The organism is Roseateles sp. (assembly GCF_049240545.1).
Lineage (GTDB): Bacteria > Pseudomonadota > Gammaproteobacteria > Burkholderiales > Burkholderiaceae_C > Paucibacter_A.
Window position 1 is genome coordinate 1 of sequence record NZ_JBMLSK010000034.1, and the last position, 18673, is coordinate 18673.

Below are 18673 nucleotides of genomic sequence, written 5' to 3' on the forward strand. Positions count from 1 at the left end.
ACCTGCGACCCCTGCCGTGTGAAGGCAGTGCTCTACCACTGAGCTAACCGCCCGGATTCTTGAATGCAGCTTGGCGTTTGCTAAGCGCTTCATCGCTTGCGAATCAATTACTTAATTCGCCAACCGGGAAGCCCACGATTATGCCACGAATGTTTTGGGAAACTCAAGCTTATTGCCAGATTCTTTTTCCACCGCTGGCTTTGTCGAGTTCGCCCAGCACTTTTTCATGCATCTCTAACTCGGCATCGTTGGCCGCAATGACCGGCAAGGCAAAGCTGCTGAGGTCCACCGCCGCCAGCTTGAACTCGCTGGACTGGTTGCTCTCGCCCGCGTCGTCCATCACCAAGGAATCTTGTCCGCGCGTCAGGCGGATGTAGACCTCGGCCAGCAGCTCCGCATCCAAGAGCGCGCCGTGCAGCTTGCGGTTGGAGTTGTCCACTTCCAAGCGGCGGCACAGCGCATCCAGCGAATTGGCTTTGCCCGGGAACAGGTCGCGCGCCATCAGCAAGGTGTCGCGCACGCCGCCGACGATGTCGGTGATGGGTGGCTTGCTCAGGCGACGCAGCTCGGCATTGACGAAGCCAATGTCGAAGGGTGCGTTGTGGATCACCAATTCGGCACCGGCCAGAAACTCCAGCAACTGCTCGGCAATCTGCGAAAACAGCGGCTTGTCGGACAGAAAGGCCTCGGTCAAACCGTGCACGCGCAGCGCGTCTTCATGGCTGGCGCGCTGCGGGTTGATGTAGAGGTGCAGATTGTTGCCGGTCAGCTGCCGGTTGATCATCTCGACGCAGCCAATTTCGATGATGCGGTCGCCGCCCTCGGCAGCCAGGCCGGTGGTTTCGGTGTCGAAGAAGATTTGACGCATGGAACTCTAGAAACTCAACAAAACCAAACTCATCAGGCCTTGCGGCGGCTGGCCCATAGCCAGATGGCGATGCCCGCCGCCACCATGGGCAGCGACAACCACTGACCTTGGCTCAGATTCAGGGCGCGCAGACCCAAGAAGTCATCCGGTTGACGGAAGAACTCGGTCACAAAACGCTGTGCACCATAGCCGATCAAGAACAGGCCGGAGACCTGCCCGGTCAGGCGCGGCTTGCGCCCATACAGCCACAAGAGCGTGAACAGAAACAGGCCCTCACCAATGAATTGGTAGATCTGCGAGGGGTGGCGCGGCTCCAGCGTCGGCGATTGCGGGAAGACCATGGCCCAGGGCAGGCTCGGGTCGGCCACCCGGCCCCACAACTCACCATTGATGAAGTTGCCGACCCGGCCGGCCGCCAAGCCGGTCGGCACGCAGGGCGCAATCAGATCGGTGACTTCAAAGAAAGTGCGGCCGCGCAGTTTGGCAAACAAGGCCATGGCCACCAACACACCCAAGAGCCCGCCATGGAAGGACATGCCGCCCTTCCACACCGCCAGCACTTCGCCCAGGTTGTGCACATAGTAGTCAGGCTTGTAGAAGAAGGCATAACCCAAACGCCCCCCCAAGATCACGCCGATAACACCGTAGAACAGCAGATCATCCACATCCCGGCGAGTCCAGCCCGCCTGAGCAAACTCGGGCCGCGCCACGCGGCGATTGGCCAGCCACAAGAACATGCCAAAAGCGGCCAGATAGGTCAGCCCGTACCAATGGACGGCCAAGGGGCCAAGCTTGATGGCGATCGGGTCAAATTGGGGATGAACCCACATCATGAATCCTTGAGAACGACGGCAGGCCTCAGCCTCATCCGCCTAGAGAACAAGGCGCGCATCATAAGTCCGCGCGATTGAGCACGTCAGGCTCAGCCCAGCGCAGCCAGCTTCTTGCGCGCGTCTTTCAGGTGGCCGGGCTCGGCCCGCTTGCTCTCGATGTAACGCTTGTAGACCAGGCGAGCCTTGTCGGTTTGGCCGGTGGACACCAAGGCGTCACCCAGGCGGTGGTCGATGGGCAGGCTGTCGGCGCCGGCCAGGCTCAAGGCCTTCTCAAAATGCCGCACAGCCTCGGCGTTTTGATCCAACTCCTGCGCCAAGCGGCCCAGGTAATAGGACGCCGCTGCTTGCGTGGGCTGGTCTTTCTGCAATTGCTCGTACAGGCGTTTGACGCGGTCAAACTGCTTCGCCTTGATCCAGTGCCGGCCCAACTCGCCATAAGCGTTGCGCACGTCTTCGGCCAAGGCCGCATCGCTGCCGACGCGCACCGCCATCAACTCCCGCTCGGCCTCGTCCCAGGCGTCTTGCCGGGCAGCGATCAAGGAGCGAAGCAGACGCGCCTGCTCAGGCTGCTTGCTGCGGATGGCCTGCTCCAAATCGCGCGCCTTCCTGACGCTGCCCCCCAAGAACTCGGGGATCAACAAATAGATCTGCGCCAGCTTGCTGCGCGCTTCATACAAATCGGGGTTCAACTCCAACGCTCGCCCCAGGCTGGCCCGCACCTTCGGCAACAAGCTCACACCCTTGAGGCGGCTTTCCAGCAAGACCTGCTTGCCCTGCACCTGTGCCAGGGCCAAATGGCAGATCGCTTCATTGGGCGCGCCTGCAAGGCATTGCTCGGCGAGCTTCAGGGCCCCGTCCAACTGCTTGCCGTCAAAGCCCAAGCTCAATCCCCAGGCCCGCGCCACCAAACCCTCCACATCATCGGATGCCGCCGCCAATCGTTGTTGGCCAAGCCGCTCCAGCGCCACCGGATCGCTTGCCTCCAGGGCCTGCTGCAAGGCCGCATCTTTGAACACCTTGGCCTTCGCCCCGGCGGAAAAGCCCAGAGTCACTACCAGGACAAGGCCAAGCCCGAACATTCGCGCACCCAAATCAAGCGCCCCAGACACACCCTCACGACACACAGGATTCAGTTGCAAAGAGGACGGATTTCTGTTCAGGCTCACGAGGTGACTCTCAAAGGACGGCAACGAAGACATGGAAATTATCAACGCCTTGTGCCCAGCAAGGCCTCAGACCAGTGAAGCCAGGCTCTTGCGTGCTGCTTCGACGTTGTTCGGATTGGCACGCTTGGTCTTCAAGAAGCGCTCGTAAGCAGCTTTGGCCTGCGCTTTGTCACCTTTGGCCAGCAAGGCATCGCCGAGCCGGTGATCGATCGGCAGCTCGTCCGCAGCCGCCAAGCTCTTGGCGCGCTCAAAGTACCGCAAGGCCTCATCAAGTTGCCCGGTTTCCGAATACACCCGCCCCAGGCCGTAGGGCCCATGGGCATAGCCAGGCTGTTCCCGTTGCAAGTTCTCAAAAAGAGTCTTGGCCTTGGCGGGCTCCTTGCCGTCCTTCAGATAGTAGGTGGCCAATTGCAGGGTGGCGGCACGAGCCTCTTCTAGCAGCGAGGCATCCTTGCTGGGCTTGAGCGCCAGCAGCTCACTCTCCGCCTCGCCCCATTTCTTTGCATACAAGGCGAGATAAACCCGCAACAGGCGCGCCTGCTCCGGCTGGCTGCTGCGCACCGCGATCTCCAGTTCTTTGGCCTTGGCTGTAGAGCCGCCCAACATGCCTGGCGCAAACAAGTACAGCTTGGTGAGTTGCACCCGAGCGACAAAGCTGTTCGGATCCAGCTCCACCGCGCGAGTCAGGGCCTCTTTGATGCTGTCCAACAGACGCATGGCCTTGAACATGCCTGCCTCGCCCATCTGCATATGCAGGTTCTGCGCCCGCACCAGCTGACAGACTGCTGCGCTCGGGTGTTGCTCCACGCATTGCTTGGCCTGCTTGGCACCGGCCTCCAAGCGTTTGGCGTCACTCGGGTCCAAGGAAGAAAGCGCCAGGGCCAAGGCCGCATTGGCCTCCACATCGGCCGCGTTCGCTTTCAAGCGCGCTTGAGCCTGCTGCTCCAACTCAGCAAACTTGTTCGCCTCCGCCAAACTGTCGAGCTGCGGATCCTTGAAGATCGAAGCCTGGCCCACCCCAAGCCCCGCCGCCAAAGCAAAAGCCGTCAGAGCACGAAGAGTGAAAGAAGGTCGCTGTTGCATGGTCCACCAAGCCTAGAGTGAAGGAAAAAGAAACTAGGGCGCATTGTGTACAGCAGCACTCATGCCGTAGATCAGCTTGCGACGAGATGCCGATTCAATGGCCTGACTTGCTTGCAAGCGCGCCCGCTGCCTCACAGCAATTGCGCCCGGACATGCGCCACAAAGCGCTGCACCGCAGGCGCGGCGTCGGAGCGCCAGATCAAGCTGGTCTCGCAGGTGGGCACTGCGCCCTGCACCGGCTTGTACACCACCCCCGGCCGTTGAAACGCCATCACGCTGGCCGGCACCCAGGCCACGCCGATGCCCGCCGACACCAGGTTGACAATGGTCTGCATCTGGATGGCCTCTTGCACGATGCCAGGCTCGCGCTGTTGTTGACGATAGAAATCCAGCACCGCATCAAACAAAGATGGTGCAATCGCCCGCGGGAAGATCACCAGGGGCTGACGTGCCACTTCAGCTGCATCCAGACTTGGCGCGGCAGCCATTGCCTCATCGGCGCTCAGCGCCAAAACCATCGCCTCGCTGGCAATCTTCAAGCGCTCAAAACCCGCAGGCTGCGAGCCCGGCGCATGGATGATGAAGCCAGCGTCCAACTCGCCCCGCTCGAACTCCGGCAGCTGCACATCCAGCGTGGCCTCGCGCAAGCTCAGGGCCACCTCCGGGTAAAGCTCGCGAAAACTGCGCAGCCAGCGCGGCAGATCCCCAAAGCCCACCGTCGAAACAAAGCCCAGATTCAACCGCCCCCGGCGTCCATCGGCTGCGGCCTGCACCAGGGCCGGCAAGCCTTCGGCCTGGGTCAGCAAGGCCTGCGCGCTTGGCAGCAAGGCCGCCCCGGCCGCGCTCAGGCGCACGCTGCGACTGCTGCGCTCGAACAGCGTCGCGCCCAGCGCTTGCTCGAGCTTTTGAATGGCCTGGGTCAGCGGCGGCTGGGTCATGTGCAAGCGCTCGGCGGCACGGCCAAAGTGCAATTCCTCGGCCACCGCCAGGAACTGGCGCAAGCTGCGTAAGTCGATCATTGATTCGCAAAACGTATGAATGAGAACTGAATAATATATTTGATAAGCAGATGGCCAACAGAGATACTGCCAGCGAACTGAGGAGATCCCATGAGCCAGACCCCCGCCAATCGCCGTTCCAAAAACATCACCGAGGGCGTGGCCCGCGCGCCAAACCGCTCCATGTACTACGGCATGGGCTACCAGGAAAGCGACTTCGGCAAGCCGATGATCGGCGTGGCCAACGGCCACTCGACCATCACGCCTTGCAACTCCGGCCTGCAAAAGCTGGCCGACGCGGCCGTGATCGGCCTGAAGGAAGCCGGCGCGAACCCGCAGATCTTCGGCACACCCACCATCAGCGACGGCATGGCCATGGGCACCGAGGGCATGAAGTACAGCCTGGTGAGCCGCGAGGTCATCGCCGACTGCATCGAGACCTGCGTCGGCGGCCAGTGGATGGACGGCTGCCTGGCCATCGGCGGCTGCGACAAGAACATGCCCGGCGCCATGATGGGCCTGATCCGCGCCAACGTGCCGGGCATCTTCGTCTACGGCGGCACCATCCTGCCGGGCCGCTACAAGGGGCAGGACCTCAACATCGTCAGCGTCTTCGAGGCCGTGGGCCAGTTCAGCGCCGGCAAGATGAGCGAGGAAGACTTCTGCCAGATCGAGAAGCGCGCCATCCCCGGCAGCGGCTCCTGCGGCGGCATGTACACCGCCAACACCATGTCGTCTTCCTTCGAGGCGCTGGGCATGAGCCTGCCCTTCTCCTCCACCATGGCCAACGTCGAGGACCCGATCGTCGCCTACACCTCAGAGGCCGCGCGGGTGCTGGTGGAGGCAGTCAAGGCCGATCTCAAGCCGCGTGACATCGTGACGAAGAAGTCCATCGAGAACGCGGTGTCCGTGATCATGGCCACCGGCGGCTCCACCAACGCCGTGCTGCACTTCCTGGCCATCGCGCACGCTGCGGGCGTGGAGTGGACCATCGACGACTTCGAGCGCGTGCGCCGCAGGGTGCCGGTGATCTGCGACCTCAAGCCCAGCGGCAAGTACATGGCCATCGACCTGCACCGCGCGGGCGGCATCCCGCAGGTGATGAAGGTGCTGCTGAACGCCGGCCTGCTGCACGGTGACTGCATCACCATCACCGGCAAGACGGTGGCCGAGAACCTGGCCGATGTGCCCGACGCACCGCGGGCCGACCAGGAGGTCATCCGCACCATCGACAACCCCATGTATGCCCAGGGCCACCTGGCCATCCTCAAGGGCAACCTGTCGCCCGAGGGCTGCGTGGCCAAGATCACCGGCCTGAAGAACCCGGTGATCACCGGGCCGGCGCGGGTGTTCGACGACGAGCAGTCGGCACTGGCCGCCATCATGGCCAACCAGATCAAGGCGGGCGATGTGATGGTGCTGCGCTACCTGGGCCCCAAGGGCGGCCCGGGCATGCCGGAAATGCTGGCCCCCACAGGCGCGCTGATCGGCCAGGGCCTGGGCGAGAGCGTGGGCCTGATCACCGACGGCCGCTTCTCCGGCGGCACCTGGGGCATGGTGGTCGGCCATGTGGCGCCGGAAGCCTATGACGGCGGTGTCATCGCCCTGGTCCAGGAAGGCGACCGCATCACCATCGACGCTCACCAACTGCTTCTGGAGCTGCATGTGGACGCGACCGAGTTGGCTACCCGAAAGGCTGCCTGGGTCAAGCCCGCGCCGCGCTACACACGCGGCGTGCTGGCCAAGTTCGCCAAGAATGCCTCGAGCGCCAGCTCCGGCGCCGTGTTGGACCGCTTCGAGTAAGTCCAAGAACGCCGGCTTGGCGGCTCAAGCCAAGCCGGCGCCTCATAGCGAACCAACTGCCCTTGGCCACACCAGAGGCTTTGAGACGCCACCCGTTGTGTATTGCTTTGTATTTCGCTACCCGGCGGCGCCCTTCCCGATCAAGGATTGCAGGCCCGTGCCAGGTAAGAAGTGCATTGCAAGGACACCAGGGCATGGCTTTTGCTTCGAAAGTTCAGAAAATCACTCGGCGACTCTTGGCCTGATCGTGGCATTCGCTGCACTCAGTCTGCTGGCGTCGGTCGCCAAGGCTGGCGATTTGACCGTCTCCGCGGCGGCTAGCCTCAGCAGTGCGCTCAAGGAACTGGCGCCTGGCTTTGAAGCCCAGCATCCCGGCACCAAGCTGCTGTTCAACTTTGCCGCCTCCGACGCCTTGCTGGCGCAGATCGCCAAGGGTGCGCCGGTCGACGTGTTTGCCTCGGCCGACCAGGACAGCATGGACAAAGCACAGGCCCAGAAGCTTGTGCTACCGGGCAGCCGGCGCGACTTTGGCCGCAATGCCTTGGTGATCATCACCCCTGCGGACAGCCCAATAGCCCTGCGCAGCTTAGCCGATCTGCAAAAGCCTGAATTCAAGCGTGTGGCCTTGGGAAAGCCAGAAACCGTACCGGCGGGCCGTTATGCCAAGGGTGCACTGGACGCCGCCAAGCTCTGGCCCATCATCGAGCCCAAGGCCGTTTTTGCTGGCAATGTGCGCCAAGCCTTGGACTATGTGGCACGTGGCGAGGTCGAGGCCGGCTTTGTCTATGCGACCGATGCGGCCATTCAAAGAGACAAGGTCAAGATCGCATTCACCGTGCCCACCGGGACCCCCATCCACTACACCGTCGCAGTGCTGGCCGAAGGCCGGGATCGAGACACGGCAAGCAAGTTTGTGGACTATCTCAGCGCTCCCGCAGGCCAGGCCGTATTGGCCAGGTTCGGCTTCCAAAAACCCTGAGCCCCTGATCCCTTGAATCACTGAATGTCACTCGACTCCTCGGCTTGAATCGCACTCGCCTTGTCACTGAAAGTGGCGGGCTGGGCCACGGCGCTGAATTTGTTTTTGGGCCTTGGCGCCGTCTATCTGTTAGCCCGCAAGCGCTTCCCGGGGCGAGATCTGTTGGATGCGATTCTGACCCTGCCCATGGTCTTGCTGCCCACGGTCTTGGGCTACTACCTGCTGGTCGTGATCGGCAAGCGCGGCTGGCTGGGCGCCTGGCTGGATCAGCACTTCGGCATCAACCTGATCTTCACCTGGCAAGGCGCGGTGATCGCGGCGACCTTGGTGTCTTTCCCCTTGGTCTTGAAGTCGGCGCGAGCCACTTTTGAAAACGTGAACCCGCAGCTGGAGCAAGCCGCACGCGTGCTCAGTTTGAGCGAAGCGGCGGTGTTCTTTCGCATCAGCTTGCCGATGGCCTGGCATGGCATCTTGGCGGGGCTGCTGCTGGCCTTTGCCCGTGCGCTGGGCGAGTTTGGCGCCACCTTGATGGTGGCCGGCAGCATTCCCGGCAAAACCCAGACCTTGTCAATTGCGGTCTATGAGGCGGTGCAAGCCGGCCACGACGATGTGGCCAACACCTTGGTGCTGATCACCTCCATCACCTGTGTTGCGGTCTTGCTGGCGGCAGGCCGCTTGTCGCGCGCCCGTGAGCTGAACGCGGCATGAAGAAAAAATCATGAGCTTTGAGATTGAGTTTCATAAGCGTCTCAAGAGCCCAGGTCGCAGCTTTGACTTACAGATCAGCTTTGCCACCCAAGCCCGGCGAACCGTCATCTACGGCCCCTCCGGCGAGGGCAAAAGCCTGTGCCTGCAAGCAATGGCCGGACTGCCGCGCCCCGACAGCGGACGCATCAAGGTCCAAGGCCAGACCTTGTTTGATTCAGCCTCCAGCATCGACCTGCCGGCGCAAAAGCGTCGGCTCGGCTTTTTGTTCCAAGACTACGCCTTGTTCCCCTGGCTGAATGTGCGGCAGAACATCGCTTTTGGTCTGCACACAGGGCTGCTGAATCCGGCTCGCGAGGTGTCGAACCCGGCCGTCGAGCGCTGGCTCGACGGCTTTTGAATTGAATGAGGTGGCGCTGCAAAAGCCGCATCAGTTCTCCGGCGGCCAACGCCAGCGCACCGCCCTGGCCCGCGCCTTGGTGAATGGTCCGCAGGCGCTGCTCTTGGACGAGCCCTTCTCCTCGCTGGACCCCGAGCTGCGCGAGCGCATGCGCGATGAGCTGCAGACCCTGCTTGAGCGCATCGACATCCCCATGCTGATGATCACCCACGACCCCGAAGACCTGCGGCGTTTTGGCGAAGCCCGCCTGCTGCTGAAGCAGGGACAGATTTGCCATGAAGAACCGCCACAGAGCGAGGCACCGCTGCATGAACCTTGAGCCCCCCATCGCCATGCAACTCGACGCCGAGCTGCGCCTGAGCATGCAAGGTCAGGACATGGCCAGCGCGCGCCATCTGGCGCTGCTGGCCGAGATCGAGCGGCAGGGCTCGCTCACCCATGCCGCCAAGACGGTGGGCTTCAGCTACAAAGGCGCCTGGAACGCGAATGAGCACATGAGCAATCTAGCCGGCGAGCCGCTTTTACTGCGCGTGGCCGGTGGCAAAGGCGGCGGCTACACCCGCCTCACCGAGCGCGGCGCTCAGCTGGTTCGCAACTTCGGCCTGATCCAGCAAGAACACGCCCGCTTCATCGCCCGACTCAATCAACAAGCCCAGTGCCTGCAGGCCGACTACTCCTTGATCGGCAGCCTCGCCATGAAAACCAGCGCACGCAATCAATTCGCCGGCACCGTCAGCGCCATTCGCCCCGGCACGGTCAACGACGAAATCGAGCTTGAAATCATCGGCGGCCAGCGCATCGTCGCCACCGTCACCCGCGCCAGCCGCACGGAGCTGGGCTTGGACTTGGGCGCCAAGGCCTTCGCCCTGCTCAAGGCCTCCAGCATTGTTTTGATGACGGGAGACGGCGAGGTCAAACTCTCAGCCCGCATCAGCTCAAAGGCTGCGTGAGCCGGCTGACCGATGGCGCCGTCAACAGCGAAGTCGTTCTAGAGCTGCCCGGCGGCGGCAGCATCGCGGCCATCGTGACCTCGGTCAGCGCGCAAGTGCTGGAGCTCAAGCCCGGCATGGAAGCCACCGCGGTGTTCAAGGCCTCCAGCGTGATCCTCGGCGTGGCGGCTTGAGACCCTGGGCTTGAGGCCTTGAACCAAGGTCTTTACAAGCCCAGGTCCAAGGCTCGTGAAGCCCCGTCCAGCGCAGGCGAAACCGCCGCATCGATCACAAAGCAAGGAATCCCCGACAGATAGTCGGCAAAGCGGCCCTTGCCCTCAAAACGCGCCCGGAAGTTCGACTGGCCTAACTCGCTGAGCAAACGGGGAGCAATCCCGCCGCCGATGTACACGCCGCCGCGCGCGCCCAGGGTCAGGGCCAGATTGCCGGCCACGCTGCCCAGGAAGCTGCAGAACAAGGCAATCGCTTGCTTGGCCAAGGCGTCGCCCTGCTCGGCGCGCTGCAAAACCTCTGGCGGCGTCAGCTCGGGCGCTGGCAAGCCGGCGATCTCCGCACTGGCCAGGTAGAGATTGACCAGGCCCGGCCCCGACAAGGCGCGCTCGGCCGACACATGACCAAAGCGCAGGCGCAGCCGCGCAATCACCGCATCTTCAAACGCATCTTGGCCGGCCAGGCTGGCGTGCCCACCCTCCCCGGACAAAGGACGCCACGCCCCATTCGGCAGCGGCAACAAGCCCGCCACCCCCAGGCCGGTGCCTGCGCCCAAGACGGCCAAGGGCTCGCCGGCCACCGATTTGCCGCCCTCCAAGGCATGCAACTGGCTGGCCTCCAAACTGGGCAAGGCCAGGGCCAACGCCGTGAAGTCATTCACCACCGACAGGCGCTGCAAGCCCATATCGCGCTTGAGCGCTTGGATCGAGAAGGACCAATTGCCATTGGTCATGCGCACCTGGTCGCCATCAATCGGATTGGCGATTCCCAAGGCAGCCGCTTGCGGGCGAGTTGGCGCATGCTCCGCCACATAACTCGAAATGGCATCGGCAATGGTCGGGTAATCGGCACAGCGGTAGTTGACGCAGCGCGCCACCGGGGCCTCGGGCGCCTCGGCCCAGGCAAAGCGGGCGTTGGTTCCGCCGATATCACCCAATAGACGGGGGTAGGTTTCAGTCATCACGGTCTGCACTTGCAAATTGCCAGTCGTCAAAATCTTGCGGTTGATAGAAAAACGGGGTCAAGCAGTTCAAGCCGCGGCGCGGTAAGGCGCGCACAAACGCTCGACATAAGCGGCATGCGGCGGCAGCGTGGCCAAACGCTGCGCCACTTGGCGGCGGATGTTGTCCAGAAAATGCTGCAACTCCACATCGCCCATCAGGTCGGCCACCGGGTGGTGCTGGCGCGGCATGATGCCCTGCCCCAACATCACCTGAATCCATGAATTCTCGGCGAACAACTCATCCAAGGGCCGGAACACCCGCGCGGTTTCGGTGAAGAGTTCAATCCGGTGCCGCAGCGTCTCGGGCACAGCCATGCTGCGCACATGGCGCCACAAGTCGGAATCATCTCGCTCGGTGACGTGGTAGTGCAGGATGATGAAGTCGCGGATGTGCTCCAAATCGTCTTGCGTCTGGCGATTGAATTCCACCCGGTCCACCTCGCGCACCCCGCCGGCTGGGAACAAGCGCATCAGGCGAATCGCCGCCCGCTGAATCAGGTGGATGCTGGTGGACTCCAAAGGTTCGATAAAGCCGCTCGACAAACCAACGGCGATGCAATTGCGGCTCCAAACTTCACGACGCTGGCCGGGCGTAAAGCGCAGCAAGCGCGGCTTCATCAAGAGCTCGCCCTCAACATGGCGAGTCAAGACCTCCGGCGCATCGGCATCCGACAACTCCTTGCTGCTGTAGACCAGGCCATTGCCAACCCGGTGCTGCAGCGGGATGCGCCATTGCCAGCCAAAGGGATGGGCGATGGAGCGGGTGTAAGGCGGGGCTTCGCGCACCGAGGCGGTCTGCACCGCCACCGCCCGATCGCAGGGCAGCCAATGGGTCCAGTCCTCATAGGGCACACCCAAGGTTTCGCCCAGCAAAAGCGCGCGAAAGCCGGTGCAATCGATGAACAAATCGCCTTCCACCAAGGCGCCATCGGCCAGACGTATGGCGCTCAGGTCGCCATCGGGCGAGTGGCGGAGCACCTCGGTGATCTTGCCCTCGATGCGCTGCACCCCGTTGGCTTCGGCCATGCCGCGCAGATAACGCGCATAACGCGTGGCATCCAGGTGGTAGGCATAGTTCATGCCGTTTTGCGGCAGGTGGGCAAAGCGATTCTCTTCAGCGGCGCGCAACTCCAGGCAATACTCGCCATAGCGCTGCGCCAGGCCACGTTGACGGCCCTTCAGCCAGAAGTGCTGAAAGCCAGCACTCCAATGGTCTTGGCCGGTCAAACCGAAGGAGTGGATGTAGTCTTGGCCGGGCGCCTTCCAGCCTTCGAACTGAATACCCAGCTTGAAGGTGGCCTGGGTGGCAGCCATGAACTCGGCTTCCTTGATGCCCAGCAGTTCGTGGAACATGTGCAGGGCCGGAATGGTGGCCTCGCCGACGCCGACGGTGCCGATCTCATCCGACTCCACCAAACGGATGTCCAACTGCTTGCCCATCAGCTTGCCCATCAAGGCGGCCGTCATCCAGCCGGCGGTGCCACCGCCGGCGATGACGACACGGCGCACCGGGCTGCTGGCGGCGCGGGCGGAGTCGGTCGGGAAAGCTTGCACGCTCATAAGCACCTCATCGATTCAGTTTCTTCATCAACCACGCACGCATGCGGCGCATGCCGGTTTCATCCAGGGGCGCAAGCAAGCCGCGCGCTTGTGGCGGCACATGGGCGGCGGTCTTGGCATCGGCCTCGAACACATAGTGATTGAACAAAGCGCGCCAAGCTTCGCGCTCGGCCGGCGGCAAGTCTCGCACCGTGGCCAGGGTCAGCCACAGCGCATGCATCGGCGAATCCGACCATGCCGGGCTGCGCCGCCACCAGTAATTGATCAAGCCGTTCAAGGCATCCAGGCCCTCGACCTGATGCCACCAAAGGCTGGGGATGTAGATCGCATCACCCGGCGCCAATTCCACCACCTGGGCCCGCGCCTGGGCCTGGGCAAAGCGCGGGTAGCGCTGCAGATCGGGCGCCGCGTCATCCACCAAGCTGATGGGCTGACCGGCGGGCGTGAGGTCCAAGGGGCCGATGTAGAGGTCGGCCACCGCATCGGGCGGATACAAGGTGAAGCGCCGCCGGCCGGCCACACAACAAGCCAAGTTCGACGGCCAATCTTGGTGCGCAGGCACCCGGATTTGATTGCCCAGCCACAAGCTCACCAGTGGCTCTTCCTCGATGGCCAATGCCAAGGAATGCTCGGCACGAAAGCCGGGCAAACAGGTCTCCACCGTGGTGGAGCCCATATAGACATAGGGCGAAGGCTTTTGCTCCCGGCAGGCCAAGAGCTGCGCCAAGAGCTGATCAAAAGCCATGAACTCACGGCTGAAATTGAAGCCGCTGAAGTCGGTGTTGTAGGCGATGCGACCTTGGGTGACGGGCTCCATCTGGAAGACGCCCACCGTGGCATCGCGCCACATCGCCTTCAAACTGGCCGCAGCGGCGGCAGCAGCCGCGGCTTCGTCCGCCGCGCCCATACTCGCCTGCACCAAGGGCCAATGCGAAACCAGGCCCCGCAGCACGCAGGGCTGGTCCGTGACGAGCAATTCAGGCGGCACCCGGCCGGGCGACTCCAGCCTCCATTCTTTGACCGCCTGCATGGGAATCAGCCCAGGAACAGGTCAAGCCCGCGCGAGCCGCTGCTCACGCGCCAACAAGGCGGGAATCCTCGCCAGCGACGCCACCGCCATGGCGATGGGGAACCAATGGCCGGCCTCATGCAAAGCGGCCACGGCTCTGCCAGGCATTACCTCCAAGCGTTCTTCGTCGATGACGTAGTAGCCGCCGAGTCGGCGCACTGAGCCATCGGCTTGCTCGATGTCCAAGCTCATCGGTTCTAACAACTGATATTGCAGCAAGGCGCTGATGAAGTCAGGCAGCGCCTGCATGCCTTCGTGCAAGGCTTGCAGCACGGACACGCGCCGCTCCAGCAAGGGCGACTGCCCGCCATTGGGCAAGAACAAGGGCTCGCCCTGGCTCTCACTCAAGCGCGGACTGTCCAAGTCAATGTGCACGACCCAGCCCTCACCGTCTCGACCCACCAGCAAAGGCTGGCGCTCCAAAGCCCAAGGCAAATGGTCCGCCTCCCAAGTGCCGCCCTCGCGCAGCCCCAAAAAGCTGCTGCGCGCCTCCATCAAGCCCAACAAAGCCACCGGCTGAAATCCGCCGGACTCAGTGCTTTGCTGGAACACGATGGGGAAATGCGCCTGCACTCGCTTGAACTCTGCGGGCACCGTGGGGACGGCACTCGCAGCATCTCCCCAAGCAGCATCCAGCCGGGTCTGCAAACGCAGATCCCGGTGGCTCACGTTATCAAGCAGTGAAGCGCGCATCAGGTGGTCTCAACGTTCAAAAAGGTTTCCAAAGGCTCAGAAGGTGTACCGAGCAGCCAGGCTGTAACGACGGCCGGTCTGGGTTGAGTACAAAGTCTGATCCTTGGCACGACCGCGCACGCGTTGGAGCCCATCGTTCAGGTTGAGCGCCTCAAAGTTCACGGTCATGTTCTTGCCGAACTTATAACCCAGGCTGAGGTCCCACTGACCATAGGCGTCGGTGTAAGCCGGGCCTGCGGAGCCGAACACATCTGCCGTGGTGCTGCTGAGGAACTCATCGCGCCAGTTGTAAGCGGCACGCACGCTGAAGGTCGAGTTCTCAAAGAAGCCCACCAAGTTGGCCGAGTTGCCCAGGCCCAAGAGCGCGTTCTGCTCGGTCAGATTGCTGTTGTCGTACTTCAGACCGGACTTCACCAAGGTGTAGTTGGCGGCGACACCGAAGCCGCTGCTGCCAAAGGCGTGCTGGACATTGAACTCCAAACCCTTGATGTGGTCACTGCGCTGATTGCTCGGGGCGCTGATGGTGAACACGGCTTCCGGATCGCCCGGTTGACCGGCAATGGTGCCGACCGGGTTGCCGGTGCCATCAAAGCCGGTGCGGACCACGCCCTTGGTGCCGTTGTAAGTGTTCAAGATGTAGTTACGAATGCAGACGGCATCTTTGGTCGCGCAGTTCTTTGCCACCGCTTCGTTGTAGAGCGGGCCATTGATCGGCGTCGTCAAACCGGCGGGCTTGGACTGCAGCGTGCTGGAGCCGATGAAGTTGCTGATGTTCTTTTGGAACAAGCCCAGCGATGCATAGCTGGCCTTGGCGTAGTAGAACTCGGCCGAGAGGTCAAAGTTCTTCGACAGCAGCGGCTTCAGGGCGGGATTGCCTTGGCTGCCGGAGCCACCGTTGACGCGGAAGTCCGACAAGGTCACACCACCTTGAATCGCACCCCAGCCTGGACGGCCAATGGTCTCGCCATAGCTGGCCCGCACCTTGAGCTTGTCGCTCAGCTCCGCCTCGTAGTCGATGCTGGGCAGGTAGTAGTTGTAGTCGCCGGACAGTGAAGTGAAGTCCGAGTTGCCCCTCACCAAGGCGAACTCATTTGCACTGACCCAGTTGATGCCCTTGACGATGGGCACCAAGGCCTGCGAGTCCACCTTGGTACGCTCATAGCGCACACCCAGGGCCAGGTTCATCGGCACGCCCCACTCCCAGTCCTTGAAGTACTGGATAAAGGCGCTGGTGGACTTCTCTTGGGTGCGACGGTCATCGGTGAAGTCGTACGAAGGCACGAACCACTTGTCGCTCTTGTCGGCCTTGATCGCGGCCGCACGCACGGCCTCAAAGTCCCACAGGAAGAAGTCATTGAACAAGGCCGAACCATTGGCGCCGCCAAACGAATGCGCGAAGTAGTTCTGCAGCTTGGCCGGCTTCCACAACGCGTCGTCGTAGTCGGACGGCTTGTTGTGGCCGCCCCAATCGTCTTGCTGCACATTGGCGAATGCGGTGCGGTTCTTGACCTTGGTGAAGCCAACACCAAAATCCAGGCCCGAGTTGTCGGAGAGCACGTACTTGCCCTTCAGCTGCGCTTGGTCGATCTCATTGCGCATATAGCTGTTGCGGAACGAGGAGCCGGTCACCTGCATCAAGCTGGGTGCATTCGCCGGGTCGCCATGCAGACCGATGCTCAGGATCGGGAACTTGTTCGAGAAGTCCGCCGTCGCAAAGGCCCGGTTTTGCATCGACACGCCGAGCGTCGAGTTGCTGCCGTAAGGGCTGTCTGCGCCCGAAGTGGCCGTGGAATGATGGGCGTCAAGATCAAAGGACAGGGTGTTCGAGGCCTTCCAAGCCAGGTTCACACCAGTCGACTGGTTTTTGTTCTTGGTGCCGTAGATGCTGCCTGCCATGGCCACATCGGCAGGGCCGCTGGCAGGATAGGTCTCGGTGTAGTTGGTCGGCGTTGCGATTGGGCCATTGGTCCAACTGGACGACGAGGGGCCGAAATTGAACCAAGCCGACAACTCAGCGCGCTTGGAGTGGATCTTGTTTTCTGAATAGGTGTGATCCAGCGTGGCGGTCAAGTCCTTGAAGGGACGGAACTGCAGCACTAACTGGCCATTGGTACGCACCCGCTCGAAGGCATTCAAGCTGTAGCGCATTTCTTGCGGCACCACATACAGGTCCGTCGGCTTGGGTCGGTTGGTGATCTTGTCGGCACCCGGCTGACCCGGCAGTGGGATGGTGCCCCAGTTCTGCTCATCGCCCCTGAAGGTGCGCCAGCCGGCATCGACCGCCGCCTGGTTGTAGCCGCCGTTGCGCTTTTGATAGCTGCCGACCAGGGCGATACCAAAAGTGCCATCCGCAAACACATTGCTGTAGATGCCGGAGACTTCAGGCGTGGCCTGGGTGCCCTTCATTGAATCGGGCAGGCGCTTGTTCGACTCGTCGCTGACCAACTTGACACCGACGCTGGCCACTTGCCTGGGGTTGTCCAGCGGACGCGCGGTCTTGATATTGATGGTGGCGCCGATGCCGCCGGTGGGGTTTTCGGAACGGCTGGTCTTGTAGACTTCCAGCGCGGCGATGCCTTCAGAGGCCAGATTGGCAAAGTCAAACGAGCGCGAATTCGAGGCGTAAGTCGAGCCCAGGCTGGACGCCGGCATTTGGCGACCATTGAGCAGCACCAGATTGAAGTCGGGGCCCACGCCGCGCACTGTCACCTTGGAGCCTTCGCCATTGCTGCGGTCGATCGACACACCGGCAATACGCTGCATGGATTCGGCCAAATTGGCATCTGGGAACTTGCCGATCTCTTCGGCCACGATGCCGTCCACCACGCCGCGCGCATTGCGCTTCAGGCTGAGCGAGGTTTCCAAGCTTTGCCGAATGCCAGTCACCACCACAGCGTCCAGTTGCTGCGCGTCTTGCGAGCGAGCGGCGGGCGCTGACGCGGCGGCCGAGGGTGCTGCTGCGTTCTGCTGGGCCTGTGCGCTCATGCCGGCCACCAAGAGGCCGGCCGCACTGGCCAAGAGGGACAGACGGCAGACGGGGCGAGTGTTTCTCATGGGCTTGTCTCCGATGCAATTTGGGCTTTTATCGAATGAATAGCACTGAAAGCGCTTTCATCAAATCAGAGAATCGCGCATATGCAAGCGCTTTCAAATTAGGACACACCCTAGGTTGGCGGGTTTGAGCAACGTCCTCGCTGGCGCCTCCCTAGGCTGAGGTGCGAACCGCCTTCGGCCTCCAGTCCTTTCTACCCAGGCCGAAGGGATCAACCCCCGGTTTCAGCGTGCCGCGCGACGCGCCGATTCCCGCAGCACCAACTCCGGCGCGGGCAAACTCACTTGCGGCTGAGCCCCCTGCAGCAAGGCCAGCATGGCCGTGGCGGCCTGGGTGCCGGTCTCGTAGACCGATTGGCGCACCGTGGTCAGCGGCGGCATGGTGTAGCGCGACATGGTCAAGTCATCGAAGCCCACCACCGACACATCATCCGGCACCCGCAGATTGCGGCGCGACAAGCCCAGCATCGCGCCATAAGCCATCTGATCATTGGAGCTGAAGATGGCGCTGAAGCCAGCCTCACGCTCCAGCAAATGGCTGACCGCCAACATGCCGCCGGCTTCGGTGTAATCGCTTTGCACAATCAAGCGCGGGTCCACCGTGATGCCGGCCGCCGACAAGGCGTCCAAGTAGCCGCTTTGCCGCTCGATCGCGTCTTCATGGATCAAGTCTCCCTGCAGCAGCGCAATGCGACGATGCCCCAGATCGATCAAATGCTGAGTGGCCAAGCGCGCCCCGGCGCGGTTGTCAAAGCTGAAGCTGAACAGGCCGCTGCCACTGGGCTGGCGCCCCACCACCAAAGAAGGCACGCTGGAGAGCAAGGACTTCAAGTCCGAATTGCTCAGCCGCCCGGCCAGCACGATCACACCATCCACCCGCCGCGACAGCAGCGATTCAATCGCTTTGCGCTCGTCCACCTCGTTCCAATTGCCACTGACGAAGAGCGGCACATAACCCGCCGCCTCCAGCGCCACCTCAATGCCGCTGAGCGCCTCACCGTAAAAAGGGCTGGCGATGCGCTGCGTCACCACGCCCACACTCATGGTGCGCCCGCCCGCCAGACCGCGTGCCACCGGGTTAGGCCTGAAACCCAAGGTACGGATGGCCTCATCGACCGCCGCCTTTTTGGCATCGCTGACGATGGCCGTGCCATTCAGGATGCGCGACACCGTGCTGGGCGACACGCCCGCTCGCTGCGCCACCTGCTCCAAGGTCACAACCCCATCATTTCGACCCTCTGAGCGACTTGAAGGCGCTTTCTTGGCTGGCATTTTGCTGGGCACACAAACTCCTCGAGACGA

The 18673-nt window shown here is 62.4% G+C and carries 16 protein-coding genes and 1 pseudogene; 6 read left to right on the forward strand and 11 right to left on the reverse strand.

Annotation, left to right across the window (positions count from 1 at the left end; translation table 11 throughout):
• Positions 1-169 precede the first annotated feature (169 nt).
• From dnaQ to ACOVRJ_RS01815, 5 genes are all read right to left on the reverse strand, one after another.
• Positions 170-868 carry a DNA polymerase III subunit epsilon gene (gene dnaQ / locus ACOVRJ_RS01795; RefSeq protein WP_422042200.1) on the reverse strand — a complete coding sequence of 233 codons (699 nt, stop codon included), beginning with the start codon at positions 866-868 and terminating at the stop codon, positions 170-172.
• Positions 869-900: 32 nt separating this feature from the next.
• Positions 901-1698, reverse strand: coding sequence for a prolipoprotein diacylglyceryl transferase (lgt, locus tag ACOVRJ_RS01800; RefSeq protein WP_422042201.1), 798 nt, complete (start codon positions 1696-1698; stop codon positions 901-903).
• 92 nt (positions 1699-1790) lie between these two features.
• A complete protein-coding gene (locus tag ACOVRJ_RS01805) occupies positions 1791-2867 on the reverse strand; it encodes a tetratricopeptide repeat protein (protein ID WP_422042202.1) in 1077 nt (358 codons plus the stop codon).
• Positions 2868-2933: 66 nt separating this feature from the next.
• Positions 2934-3950 carry a tetratricopeptide repeat protein gene (locus ACOVRJ_RS01810; protein ID WP_422042203.1) on the reverse strand — a complete coding sequence of 339 codons (1017 nt, stop codon included), beginning with the start codon at positions 3948-3950 and terminating at the stop codon, positions 2934-2936.
• A gap of 131 nt (positions 3951-4081) precedes the next feature.
• Positions 4082-4969, reverse strand: a complete 888-nt coding sequence (locus ACOVRJ_RS01815) for a LysR family transcriptional regulator (protein ID WP_422042204.1) — start codon at positions 4967-4969, stop codon at positions 4082-4084.
• Positions 4970-5059: 90 nt separating this feature from the next.
• On the opposite strand from ACOVRJ_RS01815, the gene ilvD reads away from it, so the two are divergent.
• The 6 genes and pseudogenes from ilvD (at position 5060) to ACOVRJ_RS01845 (ending at position 9958) form a co-directional block, all read left to right on the forward strand.
• Positions 5060-6751: a dihydroxy-acid dehydratase gene (gene ilvD, locus ACOVRJ_RS01820; RefSeq protein WP_422042205.1), complete on the forward strand. Its 1692-nt coding sequence runs from the start codon at positions 5060-5062 to the stop codon at positions 6749-6751.
• A 241-nt stretch (positions 6752-6992) separates the two neighbouring features.
• On the forward strand, positions 6993-7730 hold the full coding sequence (gene modA, locus ACOVRJ_RS01825; protein ID WP_422042246.1) for a molybdate ABC transporter substrate-binding protein: 738 nt from the start codon (positions 6993-6995) through the stop codon (positions 7728-7730).
• 60 nt (positions 7731-7790) lie between these two features.
• On the forward strand, positions 7791-8438 hold the full coding sequence (modB, locus tag ACOVRJ_RS01830; RefSeq protein WP_422042206.1) for a molybdate ABC transporter permease subunit: 648 nt from the start codon (positions 7791-7793) through the stop codon (positions 8436-8438).
• Between the two features lie 10 nt (positions 8439-8448).
• Positions 8449-9154, forward strand: a pseudogene (locus ACOVRJ_RS01835) (ATP-binding cassette domain-containing protein).
• Positions 9144-9785, forward strand: coding sequence for a TOBE domain-containing protein (locus tag ACOVRJ_RS01840; RefSeq protein WP_422042207.1), 642 nt, complete (start codon positions 9144-9146; stop codon positions 9783-9785). Before ACOVRJ_RS01835 ends, ACOVRJ_RS01840 begins: the two are co-directional and overlap by 11 nt.
• Positions 9782-9958, forward strand: a complete 177-nt coding sequence (locus tag ACOVRJ_RS01845; RefSeq protein WP_422042208.1) for a TOBE domain-containing protein — start codon at positions 9782-9784, stop codon at positions 9956-9958. The genes ACOVRJ_RS01840 and ACOVRJ_RS01845 overlap by 4 nt, the downstream gene beginning before the upstream one ends.
• 32 nt (positions 9959-9990) lie before the next feature.
• On the opposite strand, the gene glk is transcribed toward ACOVRJ_RS01845, so the two are convergent.
• The 6 genes from glk to ACOVRJ_RS01875 all read right to left on the reverse strand — a co-directional run bounded on the left by glk (position 9991) and on the right by ACOVRJ_RS01875 (position 18589).
• Complete coding sequence (glk, locus tag ACOVRJ_RS01850) at positions 9991-10956, reverse strand: glucokinase (RefSeq protein WP_263536695.1); 966 nt, start codon at positions 10954-10956, stop codon at positions 9991-9993.
• Positions 10957-11025: 69 nt separating this feature from the next.
• Entirely contained in the window at positions 11026-12558 is a 1533-nt protein-coding gene (locus ACOVRJ_RS01855) for a tryptophan halogenase family protein (protein ID WP_422042209.1), read from the reverse strand.
• Positions 12559-12565: 7 nt separating this feature from the next.
• The gene (locus tag ACOVRJ_RS01860) at positions 12566-13588 is read right to left on the reverse strand and encodes a cupin-like domain-containing protein (RefSeq protein WP_422042210.1); all 1023 of its coding nucleotides are present in this window, start codon (positions 13586-13588) and stop codon (positions 12566-12568) included.
• A 21-nt stretch (positions 13589-13609) separates the two neighbouring features.
• Positions 13610-14320 carry a SapC family protein gene (locus ACOVRJ_RS01865; RefSeq protein WP_422042211.1) on the reverse strand — a complete coding sequence of 237 codons (711 nt, stop codon included), beginning with the start codon at positions 14318-14320 and terminating at the stop codon, positions 13610-13612.
• A gap of 36 nt (positions 14321-14356) precedes the next feature.
• Positions 14357-17374 (reverse strand): TonB-dependent receptor, encoded by a 3018-nt coding sequence (locus ACOVRJ_RS01870; RefSeq protein ID WP_422042212.1) that lies wholly within the window; start codon positions 17372-17374, stop codon positions 14357-14359.
• A gap of 222 nt (positions 17375-17596) precedes the next feature.
• A complete protein-coding gene (locus ACOVRJ_RS01875; protein WP_422042213.1) occupies positions 17597-18589 on the reverse strand; it encodes a LacI family DNA-binding transcriptional regulator in 993 nt (330 codons plus the stop codon).
• Between the last annotated feature and the right edge of the window lie 84 nt (positions 18590-18673).

Coding starts and splice junctions, on each gene's coding strand:
- dnaQ (WP_422042200.1), bottom strand. CDS start 868: ATGCGTCAAATCTTCTTCGACACCGAAACCACCGGCCTGGCTGCCGAG.
- lgt (WP_422042201.1), bottom strand. CDS start 1,698: ATGTGGGTTCATCCCCAATTTGACCCGATCGCCATCAAGCTTGGCCCC.
- ACOVRJ_RS01810 (WP_422042203.1), bottom strand. CDS start 3,950: ATGCAACAGCGACCTTCTTTCACTCTTCGTGCTCTGACGGCTTTTGCT.
- ACOVRJ_RS01815 (WP_422042204.1), bottom strand. CDS start 4,969: ATGATCGACTTACGCAGCTTGCGCCAGTTCCTGGCGGTGGCCGAGGAA.
- ilvD (WP_422042205.1), top strand. CDS start 5,060: ATGAGCCAGACCCCCGCCAATCGCCGTTCCAAAAACATCACCGAGGGC.
- ACOVRJ_RS01840 (WP_422042207.1), top strand. CDS start 9,144: ATGAACCTTGAGCCCCCCATCGCCATGCAACTCGACGCCGAGCTGCGC.
- glk (WP_263536695.1), bottom strand. CDS start 10,956: ATGACTGAAACCTACCCCCGTCTATTGGGTGATATCGGCGGAACCAAC.
- ACOVRJ_RS01855 (WP_422042209.1), bottom strand. CDS start 12,558: ATGAGCGTGCAAGCTTTCCCGACCGACTCCGCCCGCGCCGCCAGCAGC.
- ACOVRJ_RS01860 (WP_422042210.1), bottom strand. CDS start 13,588: ATGCAGGCGGTCAAAGAATGGAGGCTGGAGTCGCCCGGCCGGGTGCCG.
- ACOVRJ_RS01865 (WP_422042211.1), bottom strand. CDS start 14,320: ATGCGCGCTTCACTGCTTGATAACGTGAGCCACCGGGATCTGCGTTTG.
- ACOVRJ_RS01870 (WP_422042212.1), bottom strand. CDS start 17,374: ATGAGAAACACTCGCCCCGTCTGCCGTCTGTCCCTCTTGGCCAGTGCG.